This is a genomic window from Terrabacter sp. NPDC080008 (genome assembly GCF_040702505.1).
Classification (GTDB): domain Bacteria; phylum Actinomycetota; class Actinomycetes; order Actinomycetales; family Dermatophilaceae; genus Terrabacter.
Genome location: NZ_JBFBLC010000007.1, coordinates 169,800 through 192,132, shown reverse-complemented (window position 1 = coordinate 192,132; position 22,333 = coordinate 169,800). Strand labels below are relative to the sequence as shown.

The window sequence follows — 22,333 nt, the reverse complement described above, 5'->3', positions numbered from 1 at the left end:
GTCCCGGTCCCGTACCCGCGGACGCGGTGGGAACACCCACCCCCGACGGGCGGTGTGGTGGTCGAGCGGTCGGCCGGGCGGCTCTAGATGTCCGAGTCGCCGCCTGCCGGAGGCGCTGCGTCGTGCGTGCGCCTCGCGGCGCGGTCACCGAGCGTGGTGAGCCGGTCGACGAGCGGCGAGGCGAGACGGCGCGCGGCCTCGGCGCCCTCGACGGTCCGCGCACCCTCCCGCCCCGCCGGCCCTGGGAGCAGCCGTGCGGCCAGGCCCATCAGGCGCGTCGTCGTGGCAGGGGCGAGACCGCGCACGCGGATGCCGACCCACGCCAGCGGCGTGAGCACCACCATGGCCTTGCCGCGCAGCACGCCGTCGACGATGCGGCGGGCGGCACGCTCGGCATCAACCGAGACCAAGGGCAGGGAGGCAGCCGGGGCGAACCACGCGTACTCGGCCGGCGCGTCCCCGCCGAAACGCGCGTGCACGTGGCCCCCGGTGCGCATCAGTCCCGGCACCACCGTCGTGGCCGAGACGCCGGTGCCGCTGAGGGCCGCGGCGAGCCCGTCGGAGAAGCCCACGGCCGCGAACTTGGCAGTGGCGTACGGCAGCAGGTGCGGCGGCGAGACCATGCCCCCGATCGAGGTGACGGTTCCGATCCGGCCGTGTCCGCGCCGGCGCATGTGCGGCAGCACGGTCATCGCCGCGTGGATCGGGCCCCAGGCCATGGTGTCGATCGCGTCCTCGAACTCGTGCAGGGCCAGCGACTCGGCCGGCGCAGCCTGGATGACCCCCGCCACGGTGACGAGCACCTCGATGGGTCCGACGGTGTGCTCCACCTTGCCCACGAGCTCGCCGACCTGGTGGCGGTCGCGGACGTCGCACGGCTCGACGGCCAGCGGACCCAGTCCTTCGAGGTCGCGGGCCGCGTCGGCCAGCTCGGCCTCGTCACGTGCTGCGAGCACCACGTGGTGGCCCCGCTGCAGCAGGTCCCGGGCGATGAGGAACCCCAGCCCGCGCGAGGCGCCCAGCACGACGGCGACGGGCAGGCGGCCGGTCGGTGCGTCACCGTCGGGCGTCGCCGGTGACGACGCCGGGGTCGCCTCGTCGACGCCCGATTGGGCTGATCCGGTCGGGGCCATGGTGTCTCCTTGCAGGTTCTGCGGCGAGCGGGCGCGGGTACGAGCCGGACATGAAGGCTCTGACCTGGCACGGCATCGAGGACGTCCGCGTGACCGACGTACCCGACCCCGTCATCGCTCACACCACCGACGCGATCGTCCGCGTCACCTCAACCGCCATCTGCGGCTCGGACCTGCACCTCTACCGGGTGCTGGCCCCCTACCTGCAGCCCGGCGACGTGCTCGGGCACGAGTTCATGGGGATCGTCGAGGAGGTCGGCCCGGGCGTGGCCACCCTCGCCGTCGGGGACCGGGTGGTCGTGCCCTTCAACATCTCGTGCGGCCGGTGCTGGATGTGCCAGCGCGGGCTCTTCGCCCAGTGCGAGACGACCCAGAACACTGAGGCCGGCAAGGGAGCCAGCCTCTTCGGCTACACCAGCCTCTATGGGTCCGTCCCGGGCGGCCAGGCCGAGTACGTCCGCGTGCCGCACGCCGACTTCGGCCCGATCGTCATCCCGCACGAGATGCCCGACGAGCGCTTCCTCTACCTCTCCGACATCCTCCCCACGGCCTGGCAGGCCGTCGAGTACGCCGACGTCAACGGGAACGACACGCTCGCGGTGCTGGGGCTCGGGCCCGTCGGACAGCTGGCCGTCCGGTCCGCGCTGCACCGCGGTGTCGGCCGGGTCATCGGCGTCGACCTCGTGCCCGACCGGCTCGAGCTGGCCCGGGCCAACGGCGCCGAGGTCGTCGATGCCCGCGACACCGACGTCGCGCAGGCCCTCATCGACCTGACCGACGGCCGCGGCCCGGACGCGGTCATCGACGCGGTCGGCATGGAGGCACACGGAAACCCACTGTCGGAGAAGGTGATCGGAGCCGCCAGCCGGATGCCCAAGCCGGTGGCGCGCGGCGCGATCGAGCGGTTCGGGATCGACCGCCTCGCCGCGCTCCACACCGCCGTGGCTGCCGTGCGCCGCGGTGGCACGCTCTCGATCAGCGGCGTCTACGGCGGGATGGCCGACCCGATGCCGATGATGGAGCTGTTCGACAAGGGACTGACCATCCGCATGGGCCAGTGCCACGTGCGCCGCTGGAGCGACGAGCTGCTCGACATCGTCCGCACGGACGACGACGTGCTCGGCCTGGAGGGCCTGGCCACGCACCACGCCCGCCTCGAGGACGCGCCGGAGCTCTACCGCGTCTTCCAGGAGAAGCAGGACGAGTGCCTCAAGGTGGTCCTGCGACCCTGAACCACCCGCGGGCCAAAAGCACAAGCCCCCGACCGACGCCGAACGAGAGAAGGAGACCGCAGATGAGCGTCACGAGCTTCCAGGACCTACCCCTCGCCGACCGCGACCGCCAGTGGGACGGTGCTGCCGCGGAGAAGCGGGTGCGGGAGTGGGCGGGTGCCAGCGACGAGCCGAACGAGAAGTATCGCGATGCCCACGTCTGGTACGACGCCGACAACAAGACGAACTTCACGGCATACAAGCTCCTCGTCGCCGACGTCGTCGACGGGAAGCTCACGGCCGTGCCGCGGGGCGTCATGGCCGCCGCGGCCGTCATGCAGGGCTCGCGCGGCGGCGTGGACCTGCCTGACAAGGACCGCGACCGGGTGAAGAGCCACCTGGCCAAGTACTACGCCAAGATGGGCGAGGACGCCCCGTGGGAGCGCGACGACTGACCGCGCAGGCTACGCAAGCCGCGTAGGCCACTTGCGGCCGCTCGTCAGCGCAGCAGGTCCCGGGCCACCTCGAGGTCGGCGACGAGCGCGGCCAGGTCGGCATCGCGCTGCCGCGACCGCAGCACCGACGAGGGGTGCGCGGTTGCGACCAACCACCCGGGCTGGCGCGTCAACGCGAAACGCTCTGTGGGCCAGTCGATCCGGCGGCCCCGCGAGGCGCCGACCCGGAAGGACGGGCCGAGGAGGGACTGTCCCGCCGTGGCGCCGAGCACCACCACACCGACGGGGCGCACGGCCTCCAGCTCGCCCAAGAGCCACGGCTCGCAGGCCGCGACGTGCCACCGTGACGGCGACTTGTGGATCCGCTTGCCCGCCCCGCGTTCGTGGCGGAAGTGTTTGACGACGTTGGTGCGGTAGGCCGGTACGTCGCCCAGTCCGGCGGACTCGAGCGCATGGTCGAGCAGCCGCCCGGCAGGCCCCACGAAGGGCAGGCCCTCGCGGTCTTCCCGGTCGCCCGGCTGCTCACCGAGGAGCATGAGCCGCGCCCCCTCGGGGCCATCGCCCATCACGGCCTGCGTGGTGTCCTCGAACAGCTCGCACCCACGACACGCCTGCACGGCCGCCTTGAGGGATGCGACCGTGGGCTCGGACGGCACCCACGGTGCGGCGCCCCCGCCGTCGTGGGGTGCACCGCGGCCTGCACCAGTGGCTGCCATCGGTCAGTCGTCCGAGGTGGTGACGTGGTGGGGCATGCCGACCGGCTTCGACTCCGGTGAGCCCCGCTCCCGCAGGTAGATCGCGAAGACCGCCATCGAGCCGATGGCCAGCATCTCCGACTGCCAGTTCTGCAGCGTGCGGGACCAGAAGTCGGGGCTCACGACGTAGTCGCCCAGGCTGATCGGGTCGAGCCGGTTCCGCAGCCGCTGGTCGTTCTCGGCGACGCGGCCCGTGACCGCCTGGGCGAACCACGAGAGCAGGAACACCACGGCCATGACGATGACGAGCGAGTGCGAGTAGACGCTGCGGCGCCAGCCCCGGCGCGCGGCCCACGACGGGGAGTCGGGTCGGGCGAAGGGGCCCACCATCTGCGTCTCGTCCGAGTCCCGCCCCTCCTCGCCGGGCTTCTTCGACTCGGACGACCCTCGCTGGACGAGCCAGACGGTCAGCAGGATGTAGAGCGTGAACTGCAGGTACTCGGACTGCCAGTTCTCCAACAGGTCTACGGCGAAGGAGGAGGAGGTCACGTAGCGCAGCAACGAGAGCTCCTGCAGGCCTTCGGTTCTCATCGACTCGTTGTATTCGGCGAGGCCGGAGACGGCCTGGCCGACGACGAAGGCGAGCAGGAGGAGCCCGAAGACGATGGTCAGGCTGTTCGCGCGCCAGAACGAGCGGGGACCGCTCGCCGGTCGCCGGGCCCTCATCGACCCGCCACCCCGACGGTGAAGGCCAGCGCGAACCCGGCCGCGATGACCAGGCAGTAGAGGACGAACATCGTCTTCACGTCAGCTCCCCTCGACCGCGCACCTGTAGGGCACCGCGTCGTCCGAGGACTCGCGCGTGCAGCCGGCCGCCGTCACGCGCCAGCCGGAGTCGAACCGCGCGAGGAAGACCGCCTGGTCGCCCATCCGGACCTGCGCCGAGTTCATCGCGACGGTCACCCTCGTGGCCTCACCCGGCGCGGGCGGCTTCGCCGACTGCAGGCCCTTGGGGCAGCTGCCCCCGTCATCCTGGAGGCGCTGTGCCGTCTGCGGCGCGAGCAGCTCGCACGCGGCCGTCGCGTCGGTGCGCGCCAGGGTGAGGAACCGCTGCGCCACGGCGGAGGCGCCGGGCTCGTCCACGGACGAGCACCCGGTGAACGTCACCGCGCCGATGGCGGCGAGGGTCAGGAGCGAGTGGACGCGTCGCATGGCCGTCTCATACCCGAGACGGGCCCCGGCAAACGTGCTCGATCGGATGCCTGCCATTGCGCAATCGTGTGGACCGTGAGACCGTCGAAGTGTCTGAGCGGTCCAATCACAGCGCCGACTCTTTCGTCCGAATGATCGGAGATGAGTCATGGCGCATTACTCTGTGCACCCTCGACTTTCCTTTGCCGAACGCGACCTCGAGACCGCCGAGCTCTTCGAGCAGATGCGGCACTGCAGCAGCACCGAAGAGTCGGAGCAGGTGGTCGAGCACATCGTGCACCTCTACCTCGACCTCTGCACCACGATGGCCGGCCGTTACGAAGGTCGGGGCATCGAGCACGACGACCTGGTCCAGGTCGCACGGCTCGCGCTCGTCAAGGCGGTCCGGCGCTACGAGCCGGGTCACGCGCCCTCCTTCGCGGCGTATGCCGTGCCCACGATCTCGGGAGAGCTGAAGCGCTGGTTCCGCGACCGCGGCTGGGTGGTGCGCCCGCCCCGCCGCCTGCAGGAGCTGCGGGTCAACCTCCAGTCGATCCGTGCCGAGCTCGAGCAGCAGCTGGGGTCCACCCCCAGCGACGCCGAGCTGGCCGAAGCCGTCGGCGTCTCGGTCGAGGACGTGCGCGAGGTGGCGTCCGCCGCCACGGGATTCCGGCCGCTCTCGCTCGACTGCAGCCCCGCCGACGACGAGCGTCCGGGCCTGTCGGCCTTCCTGGCCGCCGACGACGAGGACATGGAGGGCGCGGACGACCGCGTGTGCCTGACCGAGGCGCTCACCGAGCTCGACGACGACGAGCGCGAGCTGCTGCTGATGCGCTACGTCGAGGGCATGACCCAGCGTGAGATCGGCGAGGCCCGGGGCGTCAGCCAGATGCAGGTCTCCCGGACGCTGCGCCGCATCACGGGGCGTCTGCACGACCACCTCGTCGAGCACACCGAGCACGAGCAGGTGACCGCCGCGTCCTGACGGGCGTGACAGCCCTGACGGCCCGGCTCGAGCAGCCTGCTCGAGCCGGGAGGGCGGTCAGCCCGCGACGTCACCGCGTCGCGGGCGGCCGCGCCTCGCGGCCGGCAGCTGCGCGGTGTCGGACACCTCGAGCGCCACGTCGCGCAGCTTGCGGTTGGTGTCCTGGCTGGCCATTCACAACAGGCCGAACGCCTGGTCACGTGTCAGCTGGTGCCGGGCCGTCAGCACCCCCAGCTCAGCTTGCTCGGCAACCCGAGCTCGCTCGCGACGCGCCTGCCCGACGGCCCGTGCGCGAGAGGCGCCCACGCCTCGGCGCGAGCCGTCGCGGATCGCGCCGGGCCCGCGCCGGGTAGGTGACGTGGGGCCCACCGGAGGAGCAAGCTGCAATGACACCATGTCCATCGACCTGATCTACCTCATCGCGGGCCTCGCCATGTTCCTCGCCGCGGTGCTGCCGAACATCCTCGAGCGGTATGCCGTGTCGGCCGCGATGGTGCTGCTGCTCCTCGGCATGGGGATCGGGCTGCTGCCGCTGCCGCAGGGTATGCGTCTGGACCCCGTCGCGATCCGGCCCCAGGTCGAGCGCGTGACGGAGTTCGCCATCCTCGTGGCCCTGATGGGCGTCGGGCTCGCCATCGATCGGTCCTTCGACTGGCGCAGCAAGGCCTCGTGGGCGTCGTGGTCGCCGACGTGGCGGCTGCTGGCGGTCGCGATGCCGCTGTCGATCGGCGCGATCGCCCTGCTCGGCTGGGGCCTCGGCGTGGCACCGGCCGCCGCGCTCCTGCTCGGGGCCGCGCTGGCCCCCACCGACCCGGTGCTGGCCAGTGACGTGCAGGTCGGCGGCCCCCGTGTCGGCGAGGACGAGGTGAGCCCCGGCGGGGACTCCGCCGGGGGCATCCGCTCCGATGGACCGGACGCCGCCCACAGCGAGGCCGTGCCCGGGGCAGCGGAGTCCCCGCAGGGCGACGACGGCGAGCCGGTCGACGAGAAGGACGACGTGCGCTTCGCCCTGACCTCGGAGGCGGGACTCAACGACGGCCTCGCCTTCCCGTTCGTGACCGCGGCCGTGCTGCTCGCCTCGGCCGGTGGCTTCGCGTCGTGGGGCGCGCACTGGCTCGCGTGGGACCTCGTGGGCAAGATCGTCCTCGGCGTCGCGGCCGGCGCCGCCGTCGGGTGGGTGCTGGCCCGCATCGCCTTCCGCTCCCCCAGCCCCTCCCTGCGCCTGGCGGAGCAGGGCGAGCCGCTGCTCGCGCTCGCCGCGCTCGTCATGACCTACGGTGTGAGCCAGCTCGTCGGTGGCTACGGGTTCGTGTCGGTCTTCGTGTGCGGCATGACTCTGCGGGCTGCGGAGCGCAACCACCACTACCACCGCTCGATGCACGAGGTGGTGCAGCGTCTCGAACGCCTGCTCACGCTCATCATCCTGCTGCTGCTCGGCATGGGCATGACCAAGGGCGTGCTCGACGCACTCGACTGGCGCGGGGTCGTCATCGCCCTCGCGCTCGTCTTCGTCGTGCGGCCCCTGGCGGGCTGGCTCAGCCTGCGGGTGGCGGCCCGGCGCGCGGACCTGCCGGGCGGCCTGGGTCGGCGCGAGACGCTGGCGACGGCCTTCTTCGGGGTACGCGGCGTCGGCTCGCTCTACTACCTCGCCTTCGCGGCCGGCGAGCACGCCTTCTCCGACGAGCGCTGGATGTGGTCGACCGTCGCCTTCACGATCCTGCTCTCCGTGATGGTGCACGGGACCTTCGCGACACCGGTCATGCGCCACCTCGACCGTCGCCGCGAGCGTGCGGCGGCGCGCGCGGAGCGCATCGCTGCGGCCGCCGCAGCAGAGGCCGCCTGAGACGGCCGCAGACCGCCTGAGACGGCCTCAGCGGGCGACGACGACGGTGCAGAGGGCGTGCTCGAGCACGGCTCGGGTCACCGAGCCCAGCCTCATCCCCACGAAGCCCCCGCTGCCGGTGGCGCCGAGCACGACCACGTCGGCCTGGGAGGAGAGCCCGATGAGCTCCTCCGCCGCGTGACCGGCGATCACCCGCCGCTCCACCTGGACGTCCGGGAAGTCGGCGGTGACCTCGTCCACGACCTCCCCGAGGAAGGCACGGGTGGCTTCCTCGGGGTCGGCCGTGAACCACCACGGTGACGCCCCGACTCGTTCAGGGGGCGCCAGCGGGTAGAGGTGCCACACCGAGACGGCAAGGACGGCGCAGCCGCGGACGCGTGCCTCGGAGCAGGCCCAGCGCAGCGCGATCCGGCTCTCCTTCGAGCCGTCCACCCCCACCACGACCAGGCCCGTCTGCCCAGCGGGAACGGCACTCCCTCCTACCGCTGACCGCTGTGGCGCGCGTGACGGCTCGGAGGCCGTAGGGCCGGCGCCTGATTGCGTCGTCTCGTCCATGGAACTCACCTCATGACCACACTCGCCCACCCCGACGGGACTGGTCAGGTGCTTTGGTCCTGTCCGATCCGGGACCTTGGTCCCGTCCGTCCCCGACCTTCGGCCGTGCTCCCCGAGCACGACGTCGACGCAGGATCGACGCAGTGCCGCACCAGGCGGCCGTCGAGCACGGAGAGCACATGAGCACGGTCCTCATCACCTATCCCACGCCCCCACCGCCGTCGGACGAGCCCCGGCGCCGACCTGTCGACGTTGAGGCGACCGAAGGCCCCGCCACCGGAGCGCCGACCACGTCGGTGGCCGCGACCACGGCGGGGATCGACGAAGCCATCGCCGCGACCATCGCCGACGAGCTGAGCCTGGTCGGTCACCAGGTGACCTGCCGGCCGTGCGTGGCGATGCCGGTGACGGGCGGCTACGACCTCGTCGTCGACGTCGACCGCCTGCGAGTGACCCACCGTGGCGCTGGAGCGAACCGGGAGCCGCAGCGGCGAAACAGCCTGCTGACCGACGACGCGGCCGCCGACGAGCGCGCCCACAGCGGGGACTCGTCGATCCCGATGACGTGGGGAGCCGACTGGCGTGCCGTGGACGCCTGGGCCCGCACCGTGGGTGACAGCCTCGCCGGTTACCTCGAGCTGCGCTCGGAGCTGGTCCGCGTGCGCACGGAGCTCGAGCAGTGTCGCGAGCTGCTGCACGCAGCCACCGCCCCGCCCTCGCCGATCACCGAGGTCCCCGAGCCGAAGGCCCTGACGCAGAGCCCGGCACTGAGCCCGGCACTGAGCCCCGCGCTGACCGCCCCGGTCGGACACGGACGGACCGACGGGCCGGGCCACAGTCGTCACCGCCATCGCCGGCTCGCCGCATCCGGCGTCGCACGGGAGACCTGACATGGCCCTGTCGAAGACCCCCGCCGGCCAGCGTTCGCGCCCGGCCCGGCCCGCCCAGACGGCCGAGGCAGCTCGGTCGGTCCATCCGGCCCCGCTGGCCCCGCCGGCGCCCATCACGCCACAGCCGCGCCGGTCCAGCCGACGGCTCAACTACGTCGACCTCACCCTGCCCGAGTGCCAGACGCTGCTCGAGTCGCGCGACATCGGGCGGATCGCGTGGAACGCCGGCGGCGGACCGCAGATCCTGCCGGTGAGCTATGCCTGCGTCGGTGAGCTGCTCGTCTTCCGCACCTCGCCCTTCGGTGTGCTCTCGGAGCTCGTGCGGCCGACGCAGGTGGTCTTCGAGGTCGACGAGCTGGATGCTGCGCGCCACGCCGGCTGGAGCGTCATCGTCCACGGCCGAGCCCAGGCGGTCGCCTCGCCCGCGCTGCTCACGCACTTGTGGACGGTCGAGGGCGCAGAGCCGTGGGCGGGCGGGGTGCGCAACGTGTTCATCGGCATCACGGTCGAGCGGATGACCGGGCGCTCGTTCGGCTTGCCCAGAACACCGGTCAATGCCCGATAAGTACCTTTTGAGCTGAAAACCACTGTCGCAGAATGCCCCCGGGGCCGGCGTCCCGCGCTCTAGCCTTGGATCGTGACCGGGGCGTGCAGGGCCCGCGCGACCCGGCGACGGAGCTCGCCTCTCGGGACGGGACAGGGACGCCGCTGATGGGCACGCGGGCCACGACTGCAGCCGGCCCTTCCGGCTCGGCCGAGGACCGGCTCCGCACCCTGCTCGCCGCCAACCGCTCCGTCGTCTCCGAGCTGACGCTCTCCGCCGTCCTGCGGCGCATCGTCGAGGCCGCCCGAGACGTCGCGGGGGCGCGTTTCGCGGCCCTCGGAGTCATCGGGCCCGACGGCCGCCTCGAGGAGTTCATCCACACCGGCATGGACGAAGCCGCGGTGGCCCGCATCGGTCATCTTCCCACCGGCGACGGCATCCTCGGCCTGCTGATCGAGCGGCCCCAGCCCATCCGCCTCAGTGCGATCGCGGAGCACGCGCGGTCGGCCGGATTCCCGGCCGGCCACCCGACCATGCAGGGTTTCCTGGGAGTGCCGATCCGCTGCCGGGGCGAGGTCTTCGGCAACCTCTACCTCGCCGACCGGGTCGACGGCTCCGACTTCACCGACGACGACGAGGACCTCGTCGTCGCCCTGGCGGCCAACGCCGGCGTCGCCATCGAGAACGCCCGGCTCTACGAGGAGTCGCGCCGTCGGCAGGAGTGGCTGCGCGCCTCGGCGGAGATCACCAGGGACCTGCTGCGACCGGGGCTCGGCAGCAACGTCCTTGTGCGCATCGCGGATGCCATGCTGCGCCTCGCCGACGCCGATGTCGTCACCCTCGACTTCCCCGAGGTGAGCGCCGCGCCGGGGGCCGAGACCTCGAGCGGCGAGGCCACGGGGGCGTATGCCGTCCGCCTCGTCGTGGAGGTTGCGCGCGGTCGGCAGGCCGACGACCTGGTCGGGACGGCATACCCCGCCGAGCGGTCGCTCGCGGGCGTGGCGATGCGCGAGCGCCGCGCCGTCGTCACCGGCCCCGCCTCGGACGGCGAGCCGGCGCTCGTCGCAGTTGCCGGACAGGGTCCGTGCGGGCCCGCGATGGCGTGCCCGCTCGCCGGGGAGTCCGGCGTGCGCGGCGTCGTCGTCATGGCTCGCGGCAAGGGCGGGCCGGTCTTCTCCCGGGCCGAGGTCGAGATGGCCGAGCAGCTGGCCAACCACGCAGCCGTGGCGCTCGAGCTCGCCGACGGGCGGGCCGACGAGGAGCGCATAGCGGTCCTGGAGGACCGCCAGCGCATCGCCAGGGACCTGCACGACCACGTCATCCAGCGGATCTTCGCCACTGGACTCTCGCTCGAGGCGGTACGCAGCCGGGCCGTCGAGCCCACCGTGAGGGAGACCGTGGCCCGCGCCGTCGACGATCTGGACGGCACCATCCGCAGGATCCGGTCGGCGATCTTCGAGCTGCAGGTCCACCCGGCCTCGAGGGACGCCCGGGCCGTGCTCCTCGAGGTCGTGGCGTCCGCGTCGGCGGCCCTCGGGTTCGAGCCGGCCCTGCGACTGGAGGGCCCTGTCGCGACGGCCCTGGAGCCGGGCCTGCTCCACGACGTGACGGCCGTGCTGCGCGAAGCTCTGACGAACGTCGTGAAGCACTCGGTGGCCTCGGCCGTTGACATCCGGGTGACCGTATCGGCCGACGTCGTGACGGTGCAGGTCAGCGACGACGGACCGCTGGCCACGGGCGTGACCGGCGCCGGCCTCGAGCAGCCGGCCCGAGGCCCCGAGAGCGGCCTGTCCAACCTCGCCAGCCGCGCCCGGGCCCGGCACGGTGACTGCGCGCTGACGACGAACGAGAGAGTGACGGTGCTGACATGGACCGCACGACTGGACGACGGGGCGAGCACGTGAACGACCCGATGGACGAGGTCACGATCTTCCTGCTCGACGACCACGAGATCGTGCGTCGCGGCCTCGTCGACCTGCTCGAGGCCCACGACGGCTTCCGGGTCGTCGGCGAGGCGGGCACGGCCGCCGAGGCACGGCGGCGGATCCCGACCCTGGCTCCCCGCGTCGCCCTGCTCGACGCACGGCTGCCCGACGGCAGCGGCATCGACGTGTGCCGGGACCTGCAGATGAGCTCACCGGACACCCGGTGCCTCATCCTCACCTCCTACGACGACGACGACGCCCTCTTCGCCGCTGTGATGGCCGGCGCCTCCGGCTACCTCCTCAAGCAGATCCGGGGCCCGTCCCTGACGGAGGCGGTCGAGCACGTGGCAGCCGGCCACTCCCTCATCGACCCGGCCCTCGTCGAGCGGCTGCTGCAGCGGCTGCGCAGCCCCGAGACGGAGACCAGCGCCGGCCCCCGCCCCGACGGCCTCACCGACCGTGAGCAGGAGATCCTCGGGCTCATCGCCGAGGGGCTCACGAACCGCCAGATCGGGGCGCGACTGCACCTGGCCGAGAAGACCGTCAAGAACTACGTGTCGGCCCTGCTCGCCAAGCTCGGCTTCGAGCGCCGCACCCAGGCCGCCGTCTACGGGGCCCAGCACTTCGGCGACGGCGAGCTGACGCACGAGGCCCCGTGACGACATACGGCACAGTGTGTAACGCAACGGCGGGTGGCGCGATGGTGTGGGTGAGGCGGCACCCGATCCCCCGAGCGGGTGCCGTCTCGCCTGTTCCCGTGACTCGTGTGGCTCCCGCGACTCTCCCGGTCACCCGGCTCGCACCGCGCCGTCGCCCTCGGCTCCCCTCGTTGTCGGAGGGCTCCCCTAGGGTGGGACGTTCACCGGTCGAGGTCGAGACAAGGCCAGCCGACCGGGTTGCACGAGGAGCGGTCCATGGAGCCTGAGGCCCTGACGGACACACCACCAGCGGAAGGGGTCGACGCGGCTTTCGGAACGACGGCGCACGGCATGGCGGAGCTGACGCCTGTCGAGTGCTACCTTCTCGACGCGCTCGAGCGTCTCGACGCGGCCGAGTCGCGAGCGATCCAGCTCGAGTCGGCACTCGGCCACAGCCGGGACATCGGTGCTGCCATCGGCATCCTGATGGCCCTGTCCCGGCTCACCCGGGAGCAGGCCTTCGAGCAGCTGCGCCGCGCCAGCATGTCCCGCAACGTCAAGCTGCACGTGCTCGCCGCCCAGGTCGTCGAGACCGGGTCACTCGACCGGCTCTGACGGTAGGCGTGCACGACTCCAGCGGCGGGCGCGAGGTGGAGGTCCTCGTCGTCGGCGCCGGCCAGGCCGGCCTGGCCGTGGGCTACCACCTGCGACGCGCCGGCCTCCTCGCGGGCAGCGACTACGTCCTGCTCGACGCCGAGGAGGGCCCGGGCGGGGCGTGGCAGCACGTCTGGCCGTCCCTGCGACTCTTCTCACCGCCGGGCTTCTCCTCCCTGCCCGGCTGGCTGATGCCCGTGACGCAGGAGGACTACCCGCCGGCCCGCCACGTCGTCGACTACCTCACCCGCTACGAAAAGCGCTACGGGCTGCCGGTCGATCGCGGCACCCGCGTGCTCGGCGTGGAGCGTCCCGAGCCGGGCGAGACGCGGCTCATGGTCCGCAGTCGCCCGACGAGCGGGACGACCGGCACGACAGGGACGACGACCTGGCGGCCTCGCGCCGTCGTCAGCGCGACAGGCACGTGGGGTCGCCCGTTCGTGCCGTGCTACCCCGGCGCCGAGACGTTCGCCGGCGAGCAGCTCCACAGCGCGGCCTTCCGCACCGCCGAGCCGTATGCCGGCAGGCGGGTGGTCGTGGTCGGCGGGGGCAACACCGGGGCGCAGCTCCTCGCCGAGGTGTCGCTCGTCGCCGACACCACCTGGGTCACGCTGCGGCCGCCGCGGCTGCTGCCCGACGACGTCGACGGGCGCGTGCTGTTCGAGGTCGCGACCGCCCGCCGCAAGGCTCTCGACAGCGGCAGGGACGACCCGGGTGGCGTGGCGGGCCTCGGCGACGTCGTCATGGTGCCGCCCGTGCGGGCGGCCCGCGACCGGGGGGTGCTCGTGGCCCGGCCGATGTTCGAACGCCTAACGCCCACCGGGGTCCAATGGGCTGACGGCACGACGCAGGAGGCCGACGTGGTGCTGTGGTGCACCGGGTTCCGCCCCGACCTGCAGCACCTGGCACCGCTGCGCCTGTCCCGCGACGGCCACCACCCGGCGGTCGTGGGCACCCGGGCGCGCGACGAGCCGCGCCTGCACCTCGTCGGCTACGGCGACTGGACCGGCCCGGCGTCGGCGACCCTCATCGGCGTCGGCCGCACCGCCCGCGACGCCGTGCGCGAGATCGTCACGTCGCTCGGCAGGCCCGACCTCGCGGCCCGGTGATCGCCGGCTGCTGGGGGCCCGCCGCGCTCACATCTCCTCGTGGGTGTCGGGGTCGCCGCCGAAGAGCCGCCCGTCGTCGCGGCCGAGCCCGCTGATGGCGCGGACCTCCTCCTCGCCCAGCTCGAAGCCGAAGACGTCGAGGTTGGTCCGCTGCCGCTCGGTGTCGGCCGACTTGGGCAGCGGGACGACCCCGAGCTGCACCTGCCAGCGCAGGATCGCCTGCGCGGGGGTGACGCCGTGGGCCTGCGCTGCCGCCGCGACCGGGTCGGCGGCGAAGGGGGCGTTGCGCTTGCCGAGCGGGCTCCACGCCTCGGTGAGGATCCCCAGACGCTCGTGGGCAGCACGCAGCTGCTCCTGCGGGAAGAGCGGGTGCAGCTCCACCTGGTTGAGCACCGGCGTCACCCCCGTGGCGTCGATGACCTCGCCGAGGTGCCTCTCGGTGAAGTTGCTGACGCCGACCGAGCGCACGAGACCGCGGCTGCGGCACTCGACGAGCGCACGGTAGGCGTCCACGTAGAGCCCGACGCTCGGGTTGGGCCAGTGGATGAGGGCCACGTCCACCTGCTCGAGCCCGAGCCGTTCGAGCGAGGCCTCCACCGAGGCGATGGCCCGGTCGTACGCATGGTCGCGCCCGGGCACCTTCGTCTGCACGACGATCTCCTCGCGCGGGACGCCGGACCTTCGGATCGCCTCGCCGACCTCGCCCTCGTTGCCGTAGTTCACGGCGGTGTCGAGCAGCCGGTAGCCGGCGCGCAGCGCCGACTCGATGGCGCGTATGCCGTCCTCCCCCTTCAGCGGGTACGTGCCGAAGCCGATGGCGGGCAGCGTCGTGCCGTCCGAGAGCGTGCGCGTGGGGACCGTCACCATGACCCCAACCTACGCAGGGGGCGGGAAGCGCGCGAGGGCGCGAGGGCCGGCAGCATGCGCCGGCGGCGGAGGGGCGGCGGCGGAGGGGCGGCGGCTGGCCTACGTGCCCGTCGGCGCCGTCCGGGTATGGGTCCGGGGCGCCGCCGAACGCAGCCGCCGAACGCGGCTGACCTGCACCGAAGAACCTCGGAAGGACACCCACCATGGAGTACACCCGCCTCGGCCAGTCAGGCCTTCGCGTCAGCCGGATCGCGCTCGGCTGCATGAGCTTCGGCGACAGCAGCCGCGGCAACCACGCGTGGTCGCTCAGCGAGGCCGAGAGCGAGCCGCTCTTCCGCCAGGCGCTCGAGCTCGGTATCACCTTCTGGGACACCGCGAACGTCTACAGCGCCGGTTCCTCCGAGGAGATCGTCGGGCGCGCCATCACCCGGTACACCCGGCGCGAGGACGTGGTCCTCGCCACCAAGGTGCACGGCCGGATGCACGACGGCCCGGGTGGAGCGGGCCTGTCCCGCAAGGCGATCCTGGAGCAGATCGATGCCTCGCTCACGCGGCTCGGGACCGACTACGTCGACCTCTACCAGATCCACCGGTTCGACCCGGACGTGCCGGTCGAGGAGACGATGGAAGCCCTGCACGACGTCGTCAAGGCCGGCAAGGCCCGCTACATCGGCGCCTCCTCGATGTGGGCGTGGCAGTTCGCGACCATGCAGCACGCGGCCGACCTCGGGGGCTGGACTCGCTTCGTCTCGATGCAGGACCAGTACTCCCTCATGCAGCGCGAGGAGGAGCGCGAGATGTTCGGCCTGCTCGAGGCCCAGGGCGTCGGCGCCATTCCCTGGAGCCCACTGGCACGCGGCCGGCTCGCCCGCCCGTGGGGCACGGAGACCAAGCGCACCGGCAGCGACGCCTTCGGGCAGACGCTCTTCTCCGACCGCGACAAGCCGATCGCCGACGCGGTCGAGCAGGTCGCGTCGGCGCGCGGCATCCCGATGGCGCAGGTCGCCCTCGCCTGGGTGCTGCGCCACCCGGTCGTCAGCGCCCCGATCGTCGGGCCCACCAAGGAGCACCACCTCGCCGACGCCGTCGCCGCGCTCGACGTCCACCTGACCGACGAGGAGGTGGCGACGCTCGAGGGCGCCTACACCCCGCGCGAGCCCACCGGCTTCTGAGCCCTACCCGCGCCGCCGGCCGAGCCACGCGAGGGCCCGGTCGGCGAGCAGCGGGGCCAGCAGGTAGGTCAGCAGCACGTAGGGCCAGGCATAGCCGCGCTCGACGTGCCAGCCGACGAGGATCTCCTCGACCGGGCGGCGGATGAGGAGGCTGCCGGCCCACTCGAAGGCCAGCCACAGCCCCATCCAGAAGAGGCCGGCGAGCAGCAGGCTGCCTGGGTCGTGGCCGGCATCGTGGGAGTGCGCGACACGGACGATCACGACGGCGAGCGCCAGGGCGATGACGATGCGGGTCGCCATCGCGATCTGGTGCGCGTGCAGCTGCCCCACCCGCGGGGCGTAGACGTGGTCCATGAGCACGAAGGCGTTCAGGGCCGCCACCGGGATCTCGGCGAGCCATACGCGGAAGGTCGTCATGAGCAGGTAGGCCCTCGTGCCGAGCGCTCGCGCCCGGTGGCCATCGGCACCCTCGGACGGCCTCATCGCGTCCCTGACCATCTCCTCCAGGTTCCTTCCAGCACAGCACCGGCGCTCGCGCCGCGCCCAGTGCCCAAGGTCCCGTGCGCGGGCGGCACACTGGCGCGAGGATCGGCTCGAGGAGGTGGACATCGTGAATGCAGACGAGCAGCCGCGCTTCCCCCGCTCGGTCTTCGACGAGGGCGAGGACCCCGACCCACGGTTCAGCCTGGCCAACGAGCGCACGTTCCTGGCGTGGATCCGCACCGGTCTCGCCTTCGTCGCGGCGGGCCTCGCCGTGGAGACCCTGCCGCTCGCGGTGCCCTCGTGGCTGCGTCTGACCATCTCGGTCGTGCTCGTGCTGGCCGGGATGGCATCGACGGCGCAGGCGTGGCTGTCGTGGGTGCGCACCGAGCGTGCCATGCGGCGTCTGGCACCGCTGCCGTCCTCGGGTCTCAAGCTGCCCGTCGCGCTCCTGCTGGGCGTGGTCGCGGTCGCCGTCCTGGTGGCGGTGCTGTGACGCAGCCCGCCGACCCGGGACTCCAGCCGGAGCGCACCGCCCTGGCCTGGCGCCGCACCGCCCTGTCCGTCACCGTGGGCTCGCTCGTGGCACTGCGTGTGCTCCCGCCGGAGCTGGGGCCGATCGGGTATGCCGTCTCGGTCCTCGGCCTGCTCTGGGGCCTGGACCTCGCGCTGGCTGCCCGACACCGCTACCGCGACGCCGCCCGTATGGTGGCGGCCGGCTCGGGCGCCACCACCGCGGGCGTCGCCGTGGCGCGCACGGCCGTCGTCAGCGGACTCGTCGGGGTGGCCGCCCTGGTGGTGGTCGTCGTGCTCTGGACCCGCTGACGACGCGACCCCGCATGTCGTGCCCCCTCTGACACACGGCATACGGGGTCGGTCGGGTCAGCGGGCCGGCTGCGCCTCGTGCGCGGGCTCGGCGGGACCGGCAGAACCGGTGGAGACGGTGGAGCGCAGGCTCTCGCCCTCGATGTCGACGTTGGGCATCGCGCGGTCGAGCCAGCGCGGGAGCCACCACGCCCGGTCGCCCAGGAACGACATGACGGCCGGCACGAGCGAGAGGCGCACGACGAACGCGTCGACGGCGACACCGAAGGCCAGCGCGAAGCCCATCGACTTGATGATCGGGTCCTCGACGAGCACGAAGCCGGCGAAGACCGACATCATGATGAGCGCCGCGGCGACGACGACGCGGGCGCCGTGCCCCACGCCGGAGACGACGGCGGCGCGTGCCGTCTCGCCGTGGACGAAGTCCTCGCGCATCCGCGAGACGAGGAAGACCTCGTAGTCCATGGCGAGGCCGAAGAGGATGCCGATGAGCAGGATCGGCAGGAAGCTGACGAGCGGCCCTGCGGTGTCGAGTCCGACGACCGAGCGCAGCCAGCCCCACTGGAAGATCGCGACCGTCGCACCGAACGCGGCACCGATGGTCAGGAGGAAGCCGACGGTGGCCTTGAGCGGCACGAGGAGCGACCGGAACATCAGCATGAGCAGCACGAAGCCGAGCCCGACGACGACGAGCAGGTAGACGGGCAGCGCGGCGGCGAGCTTGTCGGACACGTCGACCCCGACCGCGGTCACGCCGGTGACCGAGATGTCGGCGCCGGTGGACGCGGCCGTCGCTGCGAGCCTGGAGCGCAGGTCCCGCACGAGGTCGAAGGTGGCGTCGGCCGTGGGGCCGGACTTCGGGATCACGGCGAGGATCGTCGTGCGCCCGTCGGCGCTGGTCTGGCCGGGCGCGACGGCGAGCACGTCACCCAGCCCGGTGGCCGCCTTGGCAGCACCGGCGGCAGCCTGCTGCACCTGCTCCTTCGCGTCTGCGTGGACGACCATGACGAGGCGGCCGTTGAAGCCCTCCCCGAAGCCCTCGGAGACGAGGTCGTAGGCGACGCGCTTGCTGCTCGTGGTCGGCGCGGTGCCGTCGTCGGGCAGTGCCAGGCGCATGTCCGCGGCGGGAAGGGCCACCGCGCCGAGGACGACGATGCCGGCGAGGAGCACGGGCACGCGGTGGCGCACCGTGAAGCGTCCCCAGGCGAAGCCGCGGCCGTCGAACCGCTCGTCGAGGTCCGTGGCCGCCGCACCGGCGCGCTGGGCGCGGCGCTGGCCGCGCGAGAGCACCCGGTCGCCGGCGAAGCCGAGCAGTGCGGGCAGCAGCGTCACCGCGACGAGCACGGCGACGAGGACGGTGCCGGCAGCGGCGAGGCCCATCCCGGTCAGGAACGGGATGCCGACGACCGAGAGCCCGGCCAGGGCGATGAAGACGGTGAGGCCGGCGAACACCACCGCGGTGCCGGCCGTGCCGACCGCCTGGCCCGCGGCCTCCTGCCGGTCGAGGCCGAGCGCGAGGTTGTGCCGGTAGCGGGAGGTGATGAAGAGCGAGTAGTCGATGCCCACCGCGAGGCCGAGCATGAGGGCGAGCACCGGTGTGACGCTGGTGAGCTGGGCGGCGTGGCCGACGATCAGCAACCCCACCATGCCGACGCCCACGCCGACGAGGGCGTTGACCATCGTCATGCCGGCCGCGACGAGCGAGCCGAAGGTGAGGACGAGCACGACGAGGGCGACGAGGACACCGATGCCCTCGGTGGAGCCCACCTCGGGGGTGGCCAGCAGCGGCTCGCCACCCGCTGCGACGGTCCATCCGGCCGGCGCCGCGGTGCCGAGCGCCTCGTAGTCCGCGCGCTGCTCGGGGGTGAGCTCGTCGGCCGTCTGGGCGAACTGCACCGTCACGAGCCCGTAGCGGCCGTCCTGGCTGACGGCCTTGGTCTGGGCGGGGCCGAGCGCCGCGACCACTCCCGGGATCTTCGTGGCGCGGGCCACGATGCCGTCGACCACCGGCTGGGCGGAGGGCGCCACGACCGTCTGGCCCTGCGGCGCCCGGACCACGACCGTGCCCGCGGCCCCGCTCGCCTGCGGGAACTCCTTGGCGAGCGCCTCGAGCGCCCGCTGGGACTCGGTGCCGGGGATGGTGACGCTCGAGGTGGGGGCGGTGCCGAGGGACAGCAGCACGCCGACGAGCACGGCGAGCAGGACGAGCCAGGCGGATGCGACGAGGCCGCGGCGCCCGAAGGCGAAGCGTCCGATCCGGTAGAGCAGGGTGGCCAACGGGAACTCCAGGGTCGGATGGGTCGGGTGCCCGAGCGGCCCGGGCGAGGAGCAGTGGCCGGGCGGCGATGACCAGCGTCGTCAAAGTTATCCGATCGGCTAAGTCCGGACAAGCAGCGGACCGTGGCCGGCCGCTACGCTGTCGCGGTCCCGGCCCGGGCGCAGGGCCCCGGCGGCGGGGACCGAGGACCGGCGGCTGCCGCCGGAGGAGAGGGGACCCATGGCACGACCTCAGGCGCCCCGTGGACAGGGCCGGGCACGCGTCATCGACGCCGCCGTCGAGCTCTTCGCCGAGCACGGCGTGCGCGGGACCTCGCTGCAGATGATCGCCGAGCACCTCGGCGTCACCAAGGCAGCGGTCTACTACCAGTTCCACGCCAAGGAGGACATCGTCCTGGCGGTCCTCGAGGAGGCGCTCGAGGAGATGTCGGCCTTCGTGAGCGCCGCTGAGGCCGAGACCTCGGCGGACGCCGCCGCCACCGCGGCCCTTCGTGGACTCGTGGAGCTGATGGTCAGCCACCGCAAGGCCGTCGCCGCCCTCATGCGCGACCCCGAGGTCGAGCGCATCATGGCCGCGCACGAGAGCCTGCACTCCCTCGTGGGCCGCCTGAACTCGCTGCTGCTCGGCCCCTCACCCACCCTGCGCCGGCGCATCGCGGTCTCCGTCGTCGGGGCCGGCGTCGCCCAGTCGGGGATCGACCCGCTGCTCGCCGACGTCGACGACGACGCCCTGCGGGCCCAGCTGCTCGAGCTCGGTCCGACGATGCTCGCGCGCGGCTGACGCGGCTGCCCACCGTCAGGAGAAGGCGCCCTCGCGGTAGGCCTCGCGCCGGCGGACGGCGTCCTGGATGGCGGCCATCTGCTCGTCGGTGCAGCTCAGGCCGTAGACGTCGCGGATGAACTCGGGCAGGTCGGCCCGGTAGTCGTGGGCCCACGCCCGGAAGGATCCGGGGACCTGGGCGTTCTTCATGTCGACGAGCGTCTGGACGAACGTGGTGATGGGGCGCCACCGCATACCGGCGGGTATGCCGCGGGGTGACCTCCCGGGGATGTCCTCCCGTCGTGGGCGGTCGGGTCCGAGCCAGGCGGGGCGGCGGTTGAGCAGATCGAGCCCGAACTTGGTGACGCCGTCGTTGTCGTGGCTGAGCAGGACGTAACGCAGCCGAGAGCGCGCCTCCTCGCCGAGCGCCAGGAGCTGCTCGTGGTCGTTGACGACCGTGACGAGCGACGGGTCGACGTCGGGTCGCGCGGCCCCGGTGACCTCGTGGCTCCACTTGCTGCCATCGGGTGTGCCGATCCACAGGGCGCGGTCGATGCCGAGCGCCTGCGGGCCGAGGGTCCCCCAGCCGAGCAGGACGTCCTGGCTGGTGTGGGCGCCGAGCGACTCCCCGAAGAGGACGACCTCGGGGCGGTCCTCGGGTGCCATCTCGCGGACGCGCTGCAGGATGCGCAGCCACAGCAGCCGGTTCTGCTCGCGCGCGTCCTTGACCTTGCCGAGCGACAGTGGTGACGGGCGCTTGGAGTACTGCATCGTCACGCTCGCGACGTCGCCGCGCGTGAGGTACTGCAAAGCGGCCATGGCGACGTAGTTGACGTAGCCGGTGCCGGTCGGAGACACGAGCACCAGCAGCGACCGGGACCAGGCGTCGGTGCGGTCCATCTCGGCGATGGCCAGCGCGACCCGCTCCGTGGGCTTGGCGGCGCTCTCGAGCCCGACGAAGACCTGCACGGGGTGCGCGCGGGCCGGCTCCCCCATCACCGTCTCGATCGACATGTCGGACGGCACGGTGCCGTCCGGCAGGGGCGGGGGCGAGACGATCTTCTCGGGTCGCACGAACGAGACGGCGTGACGTCGGCCCTCGCGGCCGAGGGACTCCCACGACACGAGGCTGGCCGGGTCGCCGCTGACGAAGGAGTCCGTCCACACCCCTGGTGCTGTCTGCATCCAGGGGTCGACGGTCGTGGTGGCCGACTCGACCCGCTGCATGGCGCGGGTCCAGAGCGCATTGAGCACCGCTCCGCCGCCGGCCACGAAGGCGGCGTGCGAGAACAGCTGCCACGCCAGGCCGGTGCCGGGGGTGGCGCCCGGAGCGAGTCGGCGGACCTGCTGCGCCGTCCACCGCTCGCCCTCTGCGACGCCGTAGAGGATGGCGAGGACGCCCGCCCCCGCGGCCAGGCCCCGGGCCGTCGGCACCTCGTCCGCCGGTTCGAGTCCCTGCTCGGTCGCGACGCGCTGGACGCGGTCGAGGACGACCGAGGCGGCGAGCCCCACCGGGATCGACAGGGGCAGGGCCGCGAGGCGTCCGCCTGCGCCGAGCGCCCGGTCCAGCCGGCGCACCGCCGCCGTGGCACCGATCAGCGCGGCGCCGCTGAGGGCCGTGGCCCCGAGCCGCCAGGCGAGCTGCCGCACCAGCCCTTCTCGCGCCGTGCGGACGCCACGACGGTCGAGGTACGCCGCGAGGCCGAGCCCCAGCGGCGCGGTGGCCAGCTCGCAGCCCAGGGCCGCGATCGAGTCGCGTCGCGCGTCGGACCAGTCGTCCGGGTAGAGGCCCCACGTGGCGGCTGCGCCGGCGGCGCCGCACGACACGACGTCGATGAGGTCCTGCGAGGTGAGGGCGAGCAGGTAGTGGCCGCCCGTCGACAGACCGGTGATGAGGCCCTGGTCCTGCCACGACCGCTTCGACAGCGACGGGGCCAGGGTCGACGGCGTCACGACGGACGCCATCACGAGCCCCACCTTCTGGCCCGTCTGCACGAAGTCCGACTGCTCCATGACCCCTCCTCGCTCCCTCGACGCGCGGACCCGGCGACACGCGTACCTGGCTCGAGCGTGGACCGGTCGGGCCGTGGATCACTCACCCGTCGCGGATGATTCCGGGCCGCG

Annotated in this window: 23 protein-coding genes; 14 read left to right on the top strand and 9 right to left on the bottom strand. The window is 72.9% G+C overall.

Going from position 1 to position 22,333, the window contains the following annotated elements; all coding sequences use genetic code 11:
- Window positions 1-83 precede the first annotated feature (83 nt).
- Window positions 84-1,133: an SDR family NAD(P)-dependent oxidoreductase gene (locus tag AB0316_RS18665; RefSeq protein ID WP_366274577.1), complete on the bottom strand. Its 1,050-nt coding sequence runs from the start codon at window positions 1,131-1,133 to the stop codon at window positions 84-86.
- Window positions 1,134-1,183: 50 nt separating this feature from the next.
- Between AB0316_RS18665 and AB0316_RS18660 the strand changes: the two genes are divergently transcribed.
- Together AB0316_RS18660 and AB0316_RS18655 are read left to right on the top strand one after the other, a co-directional pair.
- Window positions 1,184-2,365 carry a zinc-dependent alcohol dehydrogenase gene (locus AB0316_RS18660; protein ID WP_366274575.1) on the top strand — a complete coding sequence of 394 codons (1,182 nt, stop codon included), beginning with the start codon at window positions 1,184-1,186 and terminating at the stop codon, window positions 2,363-2,365.
- 62 nt (window positions 2,366-2,427) lie between these two features.
- Window positions 2,428-2,799, top strand: a complete 372-nt coding sequence (locus AB0316_RS18655) for a hypothetical protein (protein WP_366274573.1) — start codon at window positions 2,428-2,430, stop codon at window positions 2,797-2,799.
- Window positions 2,800-2,843: 44 nt separating this feature from the next.
- Here AB0316_RS18655 and AB0316_RS18650 read toward each other — a convergent pair whose 3' ends face one another.
- The 3 genes from AB0316_RS18650 to AB0316_RS18640 all read right to left on the bottom strand — a co-directional run bounded on the left by AB0316_RS18650 (window position 2,844) and on the right by AB0316_RS18640 (window position 4,706).
- Window positions 2,844-3,515, bottom strand: coding sequence for a UdgX family uracil-DNA binding protein (locus AB0316_RS18650; RefSeq protein ID WP_366274571.1), 672 nt, complete (start codon window positions 3,513-3,515; stop codon window positions 2,844-2,846).
- Window positions 3,516-3,518: 3 nt separating this feature from the next.
- The gene (locus AB0316_RS18645) at window positions 3,519-4,220 is read right to left on the bottom strand and encodes a DUF6766 family protein (RefSeq protein WP_366274569.1); all 702 of its coding nucleotides are present in this window, start codon (window positions 4,218-4,220) and stop codon (window positions 3,519-3,521) included.
- 81 nt (window positions 4,221-4,301) lie between these two features.
- A complete protein-coding gene (locus AB0316_RS18640) occupies window positions 4,302-4,706 on the bottom strand; it encodes a hypothetical protein (RefSeq protein WP_366274567.1) in 405 nt (134 codons plus the stop codon).
- 148 nt (window positions 4,707-4,854) lie between these two features.
- Here AB0316_RS18640 and AB0316_RS18635 point away from each other — a divergent pair, with 148 nt between their 5' ends.
- Window positions 4,855-5,670 (top strand): sigma-70 family RNA polymerase sigma factor, encoded by an 816-nt coding sequence (locus AB0316_RS18635; protein ID WP_366274565.1) that lies wholly within the window; start codon window positions 4,855-4,857, stop codon window positions 5,668-5,670.
- A gap of 394 nt (window positions 5,671-6,064) precedes the next feature.
- Window positions 6,065-7,513, top strand: a complete 1,449-nt coding sequence (locus tag AB0316_RS18630) for a cation:proton antiporter (RefSeq protein ID WP_366274563.1) — start codon at window positions 6,065-6,067, stop codon at window positions 7,511-7,513.
- A 27-nt stretch (window positions 7,514-7,540) separates the two neighbouring features.
- Here AB0316_RS18630 and AB0316_RS18625 read toward each other — a convergent pair whose 3' ends face one another.
- Window positions 7,541-7,954: a universal stress protein gene (locus tag AB0316_RS18625; RefSeq protein ID WP_366274562.1), complete on the bottom strand. Its 414-nt coding sequence runs from the start codon at window positions 7,952-7,954 to the stop codon at window positions 7,541-7,543.
- A 293-nt stretch (window positions 7,955-8,247) separates the two neighbouring features.
- On the opposite strand from AB0316_RS18625, the gene AB0316_RS18620 reads away from it, so the two are divergent.
- The 6 genes from AB0316_RS18620 (at window position 8,248) to AB0316_RS18595 (ending at window position 13,828) form a co-directional block, all read left to right on the top strand.
- Complete coding sequence (locus AB0316_RS18620; RefSeq protein ID WP_366274561.1) at window positions 8,248-8,958, top strand: hypothetical protein; 711 nt, start codon at window positions 8,248-8,250, stop codon at window positions 8,956-8,958.
- Window position 8,959: 1 nt separating this feature from the next.
- Window positions 8,960-9,523, top strand: coding sequence for a pyridoxamine 5'-phosphate oxidase family protein (locus AB0316_RS18615; RefSeq protein WP_366274560.1), 564 nt, complete (start codon window positions 8,960-8,962; stop codon window positions 9,521-9,523).
- A 65-nt stretch (window positions 9,524-9,588) separates the two neighbouring features.
- Window positions 9,589-11,406, top strand: coding sequence for a GAF domain-containing protein (locus AB0316_RS18610; RefSeq protein ID WP_366274559.1), 1,818 nt, complete (start codon window positions 9,589-9,591; stop codon window positions 11,404-11,406).
- Complete coding sequence (locus AB0316_RS18605) at window positions 11,370-12,086, top strand: response regulator transcription factor (protein WP_366274558.1); 717 nt, start codon at window positions 11,370-11,372, stop codon at window positions 12,084-12,086. The genes AB0316_RS18610 and AB0316_RS18605 overlap by 37 nt, the downstream gene beginning before the upstream one ends.
- A 255-nt stretch (window positions 12,087-12,341) precedes the next feature.
- Window positions 12,342-12,680 carry an ANTAR domain-containing protein gene (locus AB0316_RS18600; protein ID WP_366274557.1) on the top strand — a complete coding sequence of 113 codons (339 nt, stop codon included), beginning with the start codon at window positions 12,342-12,344 and terminating at the stop codon, window positions 12,678-12,680.
- 8 nt (window positions 12,681-12,688) lie between these two features.
- Window positions 12,689-13,828, top strand: coding sequence for an ArsO family NAD(P)H-dependent flavin-containing monooxygenase (locus AB0316_RS18595; RefSeq protein ID WP_366274555.1), 1,140 nt, complete (start codon window positions 12,689-12,691; stop codon window positions 13,826-13,828).
- A gap of 27 nt (window positions 13,829-13,855) precedes the next feature.
- Here AB0316_RS18595 and AB0316_RS18590 read toward each other — a convergent pair whose 3' ends face one another.
- A complete protein-coding gene (locus tag AB0316_RS18590; protein WP_366274554.1) occupies window positions 13,856-14,695 on the bottom strand; it encodes an aldo/keto reductase in 840 nt (279 codons plus the stop codon).
- Between the two features lie 203 nt (window positions 14,696-14,898).
- On the opposite strand from AB0316_RS18590, the gene AB0316_RS18585 reads away from it, so the two are divergent.
- A complete protein-coding gene (locus AB0316_RS18585; protein WP_366274553.1) occupies window positions 14,899-15,867 on the top strand; it encodes an aldo/keto reductase in 969 nt (322 codons plus the stop codon).
- A gap of 3 nt (window positions 15,868-15,870) precedes the next feature.
- Here the strand turns inward: AB0316_RS18585 and AB0316_RS18580 are convergent, their stop codons facing one another.
- A complete protein-coding gene (locus tag AB0316_RS18580; protein ID WP_366274552.1) occupies window positions 15,871-16,350 on the bottom strand; it encodes a hypothetical protein in 480 nt (159 codons plus the stop codon).
- A 127-nt stretch (window positions 16,351-16,477) separates the two neighbouring features.
- Between AB0316_RS18580 and AB0316_RS18575 the strand changes: the two genes are divergently transcribed.
- Window positions 16,478-16,843, top strand: coding sequence for a DUF202 domain-containing protein (locus tag AB0316_RS18575; protein ID WP_366274551.1), 366 nt, complete (start codon window positions 16,478-16,480; stop codon window positions 16,841-16,843).
- Window positions 16,840-17,172, top strand: a complete 333-nt coding sequence (locus AB0316_RS18570) for a DUF202 domain-containing protein (RefSeq protein ID WP_366274550.1) — start codon at window positions 16,840-16,842, stop codon at window positions 17,170-17,172. Before AB0316_RS18575 ends, AB0316_RS18570 begins: the two co-directional genes overlap by 4 nt.
- 57 nt (window positions 17,173-17,229) lie before the next feature.
- Here AB0316_RS18570 and AB0316_RS18565 read toward each other — a convergent pair whose 3' ends face one another.
- Complete coding sequence (locus AB0316_RS18565) at window positions 17,230-19,449, bottom strand: MMPL family transporter (RefSeq protein ID WP_366274549.1); 2,220 nt, start codon at window positions 19,447-19,449, stop codon at window positions 17,230-17,232.
- A 220-nt stretch (window positions 19,450-19,669) separates the two neighbouring features.
- Here AB0316_RS18565 and AB0316_RS18560 point away from each other — a divergent pair, with 220 nt between their 5' ends.
- Window positions 19,670-20,230 (top strand): helix-turn-helix domain-containing protein, encoded by a 561-nt coding sequence (locus tag AB0316_RS18560; RefSeq protein WP_366274548.1) that lies wholly within the window; start codon window positions 19,670-19,672, stop codon window positions 20,228-20,230.
- Between the two features lie 15 nt (window positions 20,231-20,245).
- Here AB0316_RS18560 and AB0316_RS18555 read toward each other — a convergent pair whose 3' ends face one another.
- Entirely contained in the window at window positions 20,246-22,222 is a 1,977-nt protein-coding gene (locus AB0316_RS18555) for an alpha/beta-hydrolase family protein (protein WP_366274546.1), read from the bottom strand.
- Window positions 22,223-22,333: the final 111 nt, after the last annotated feature.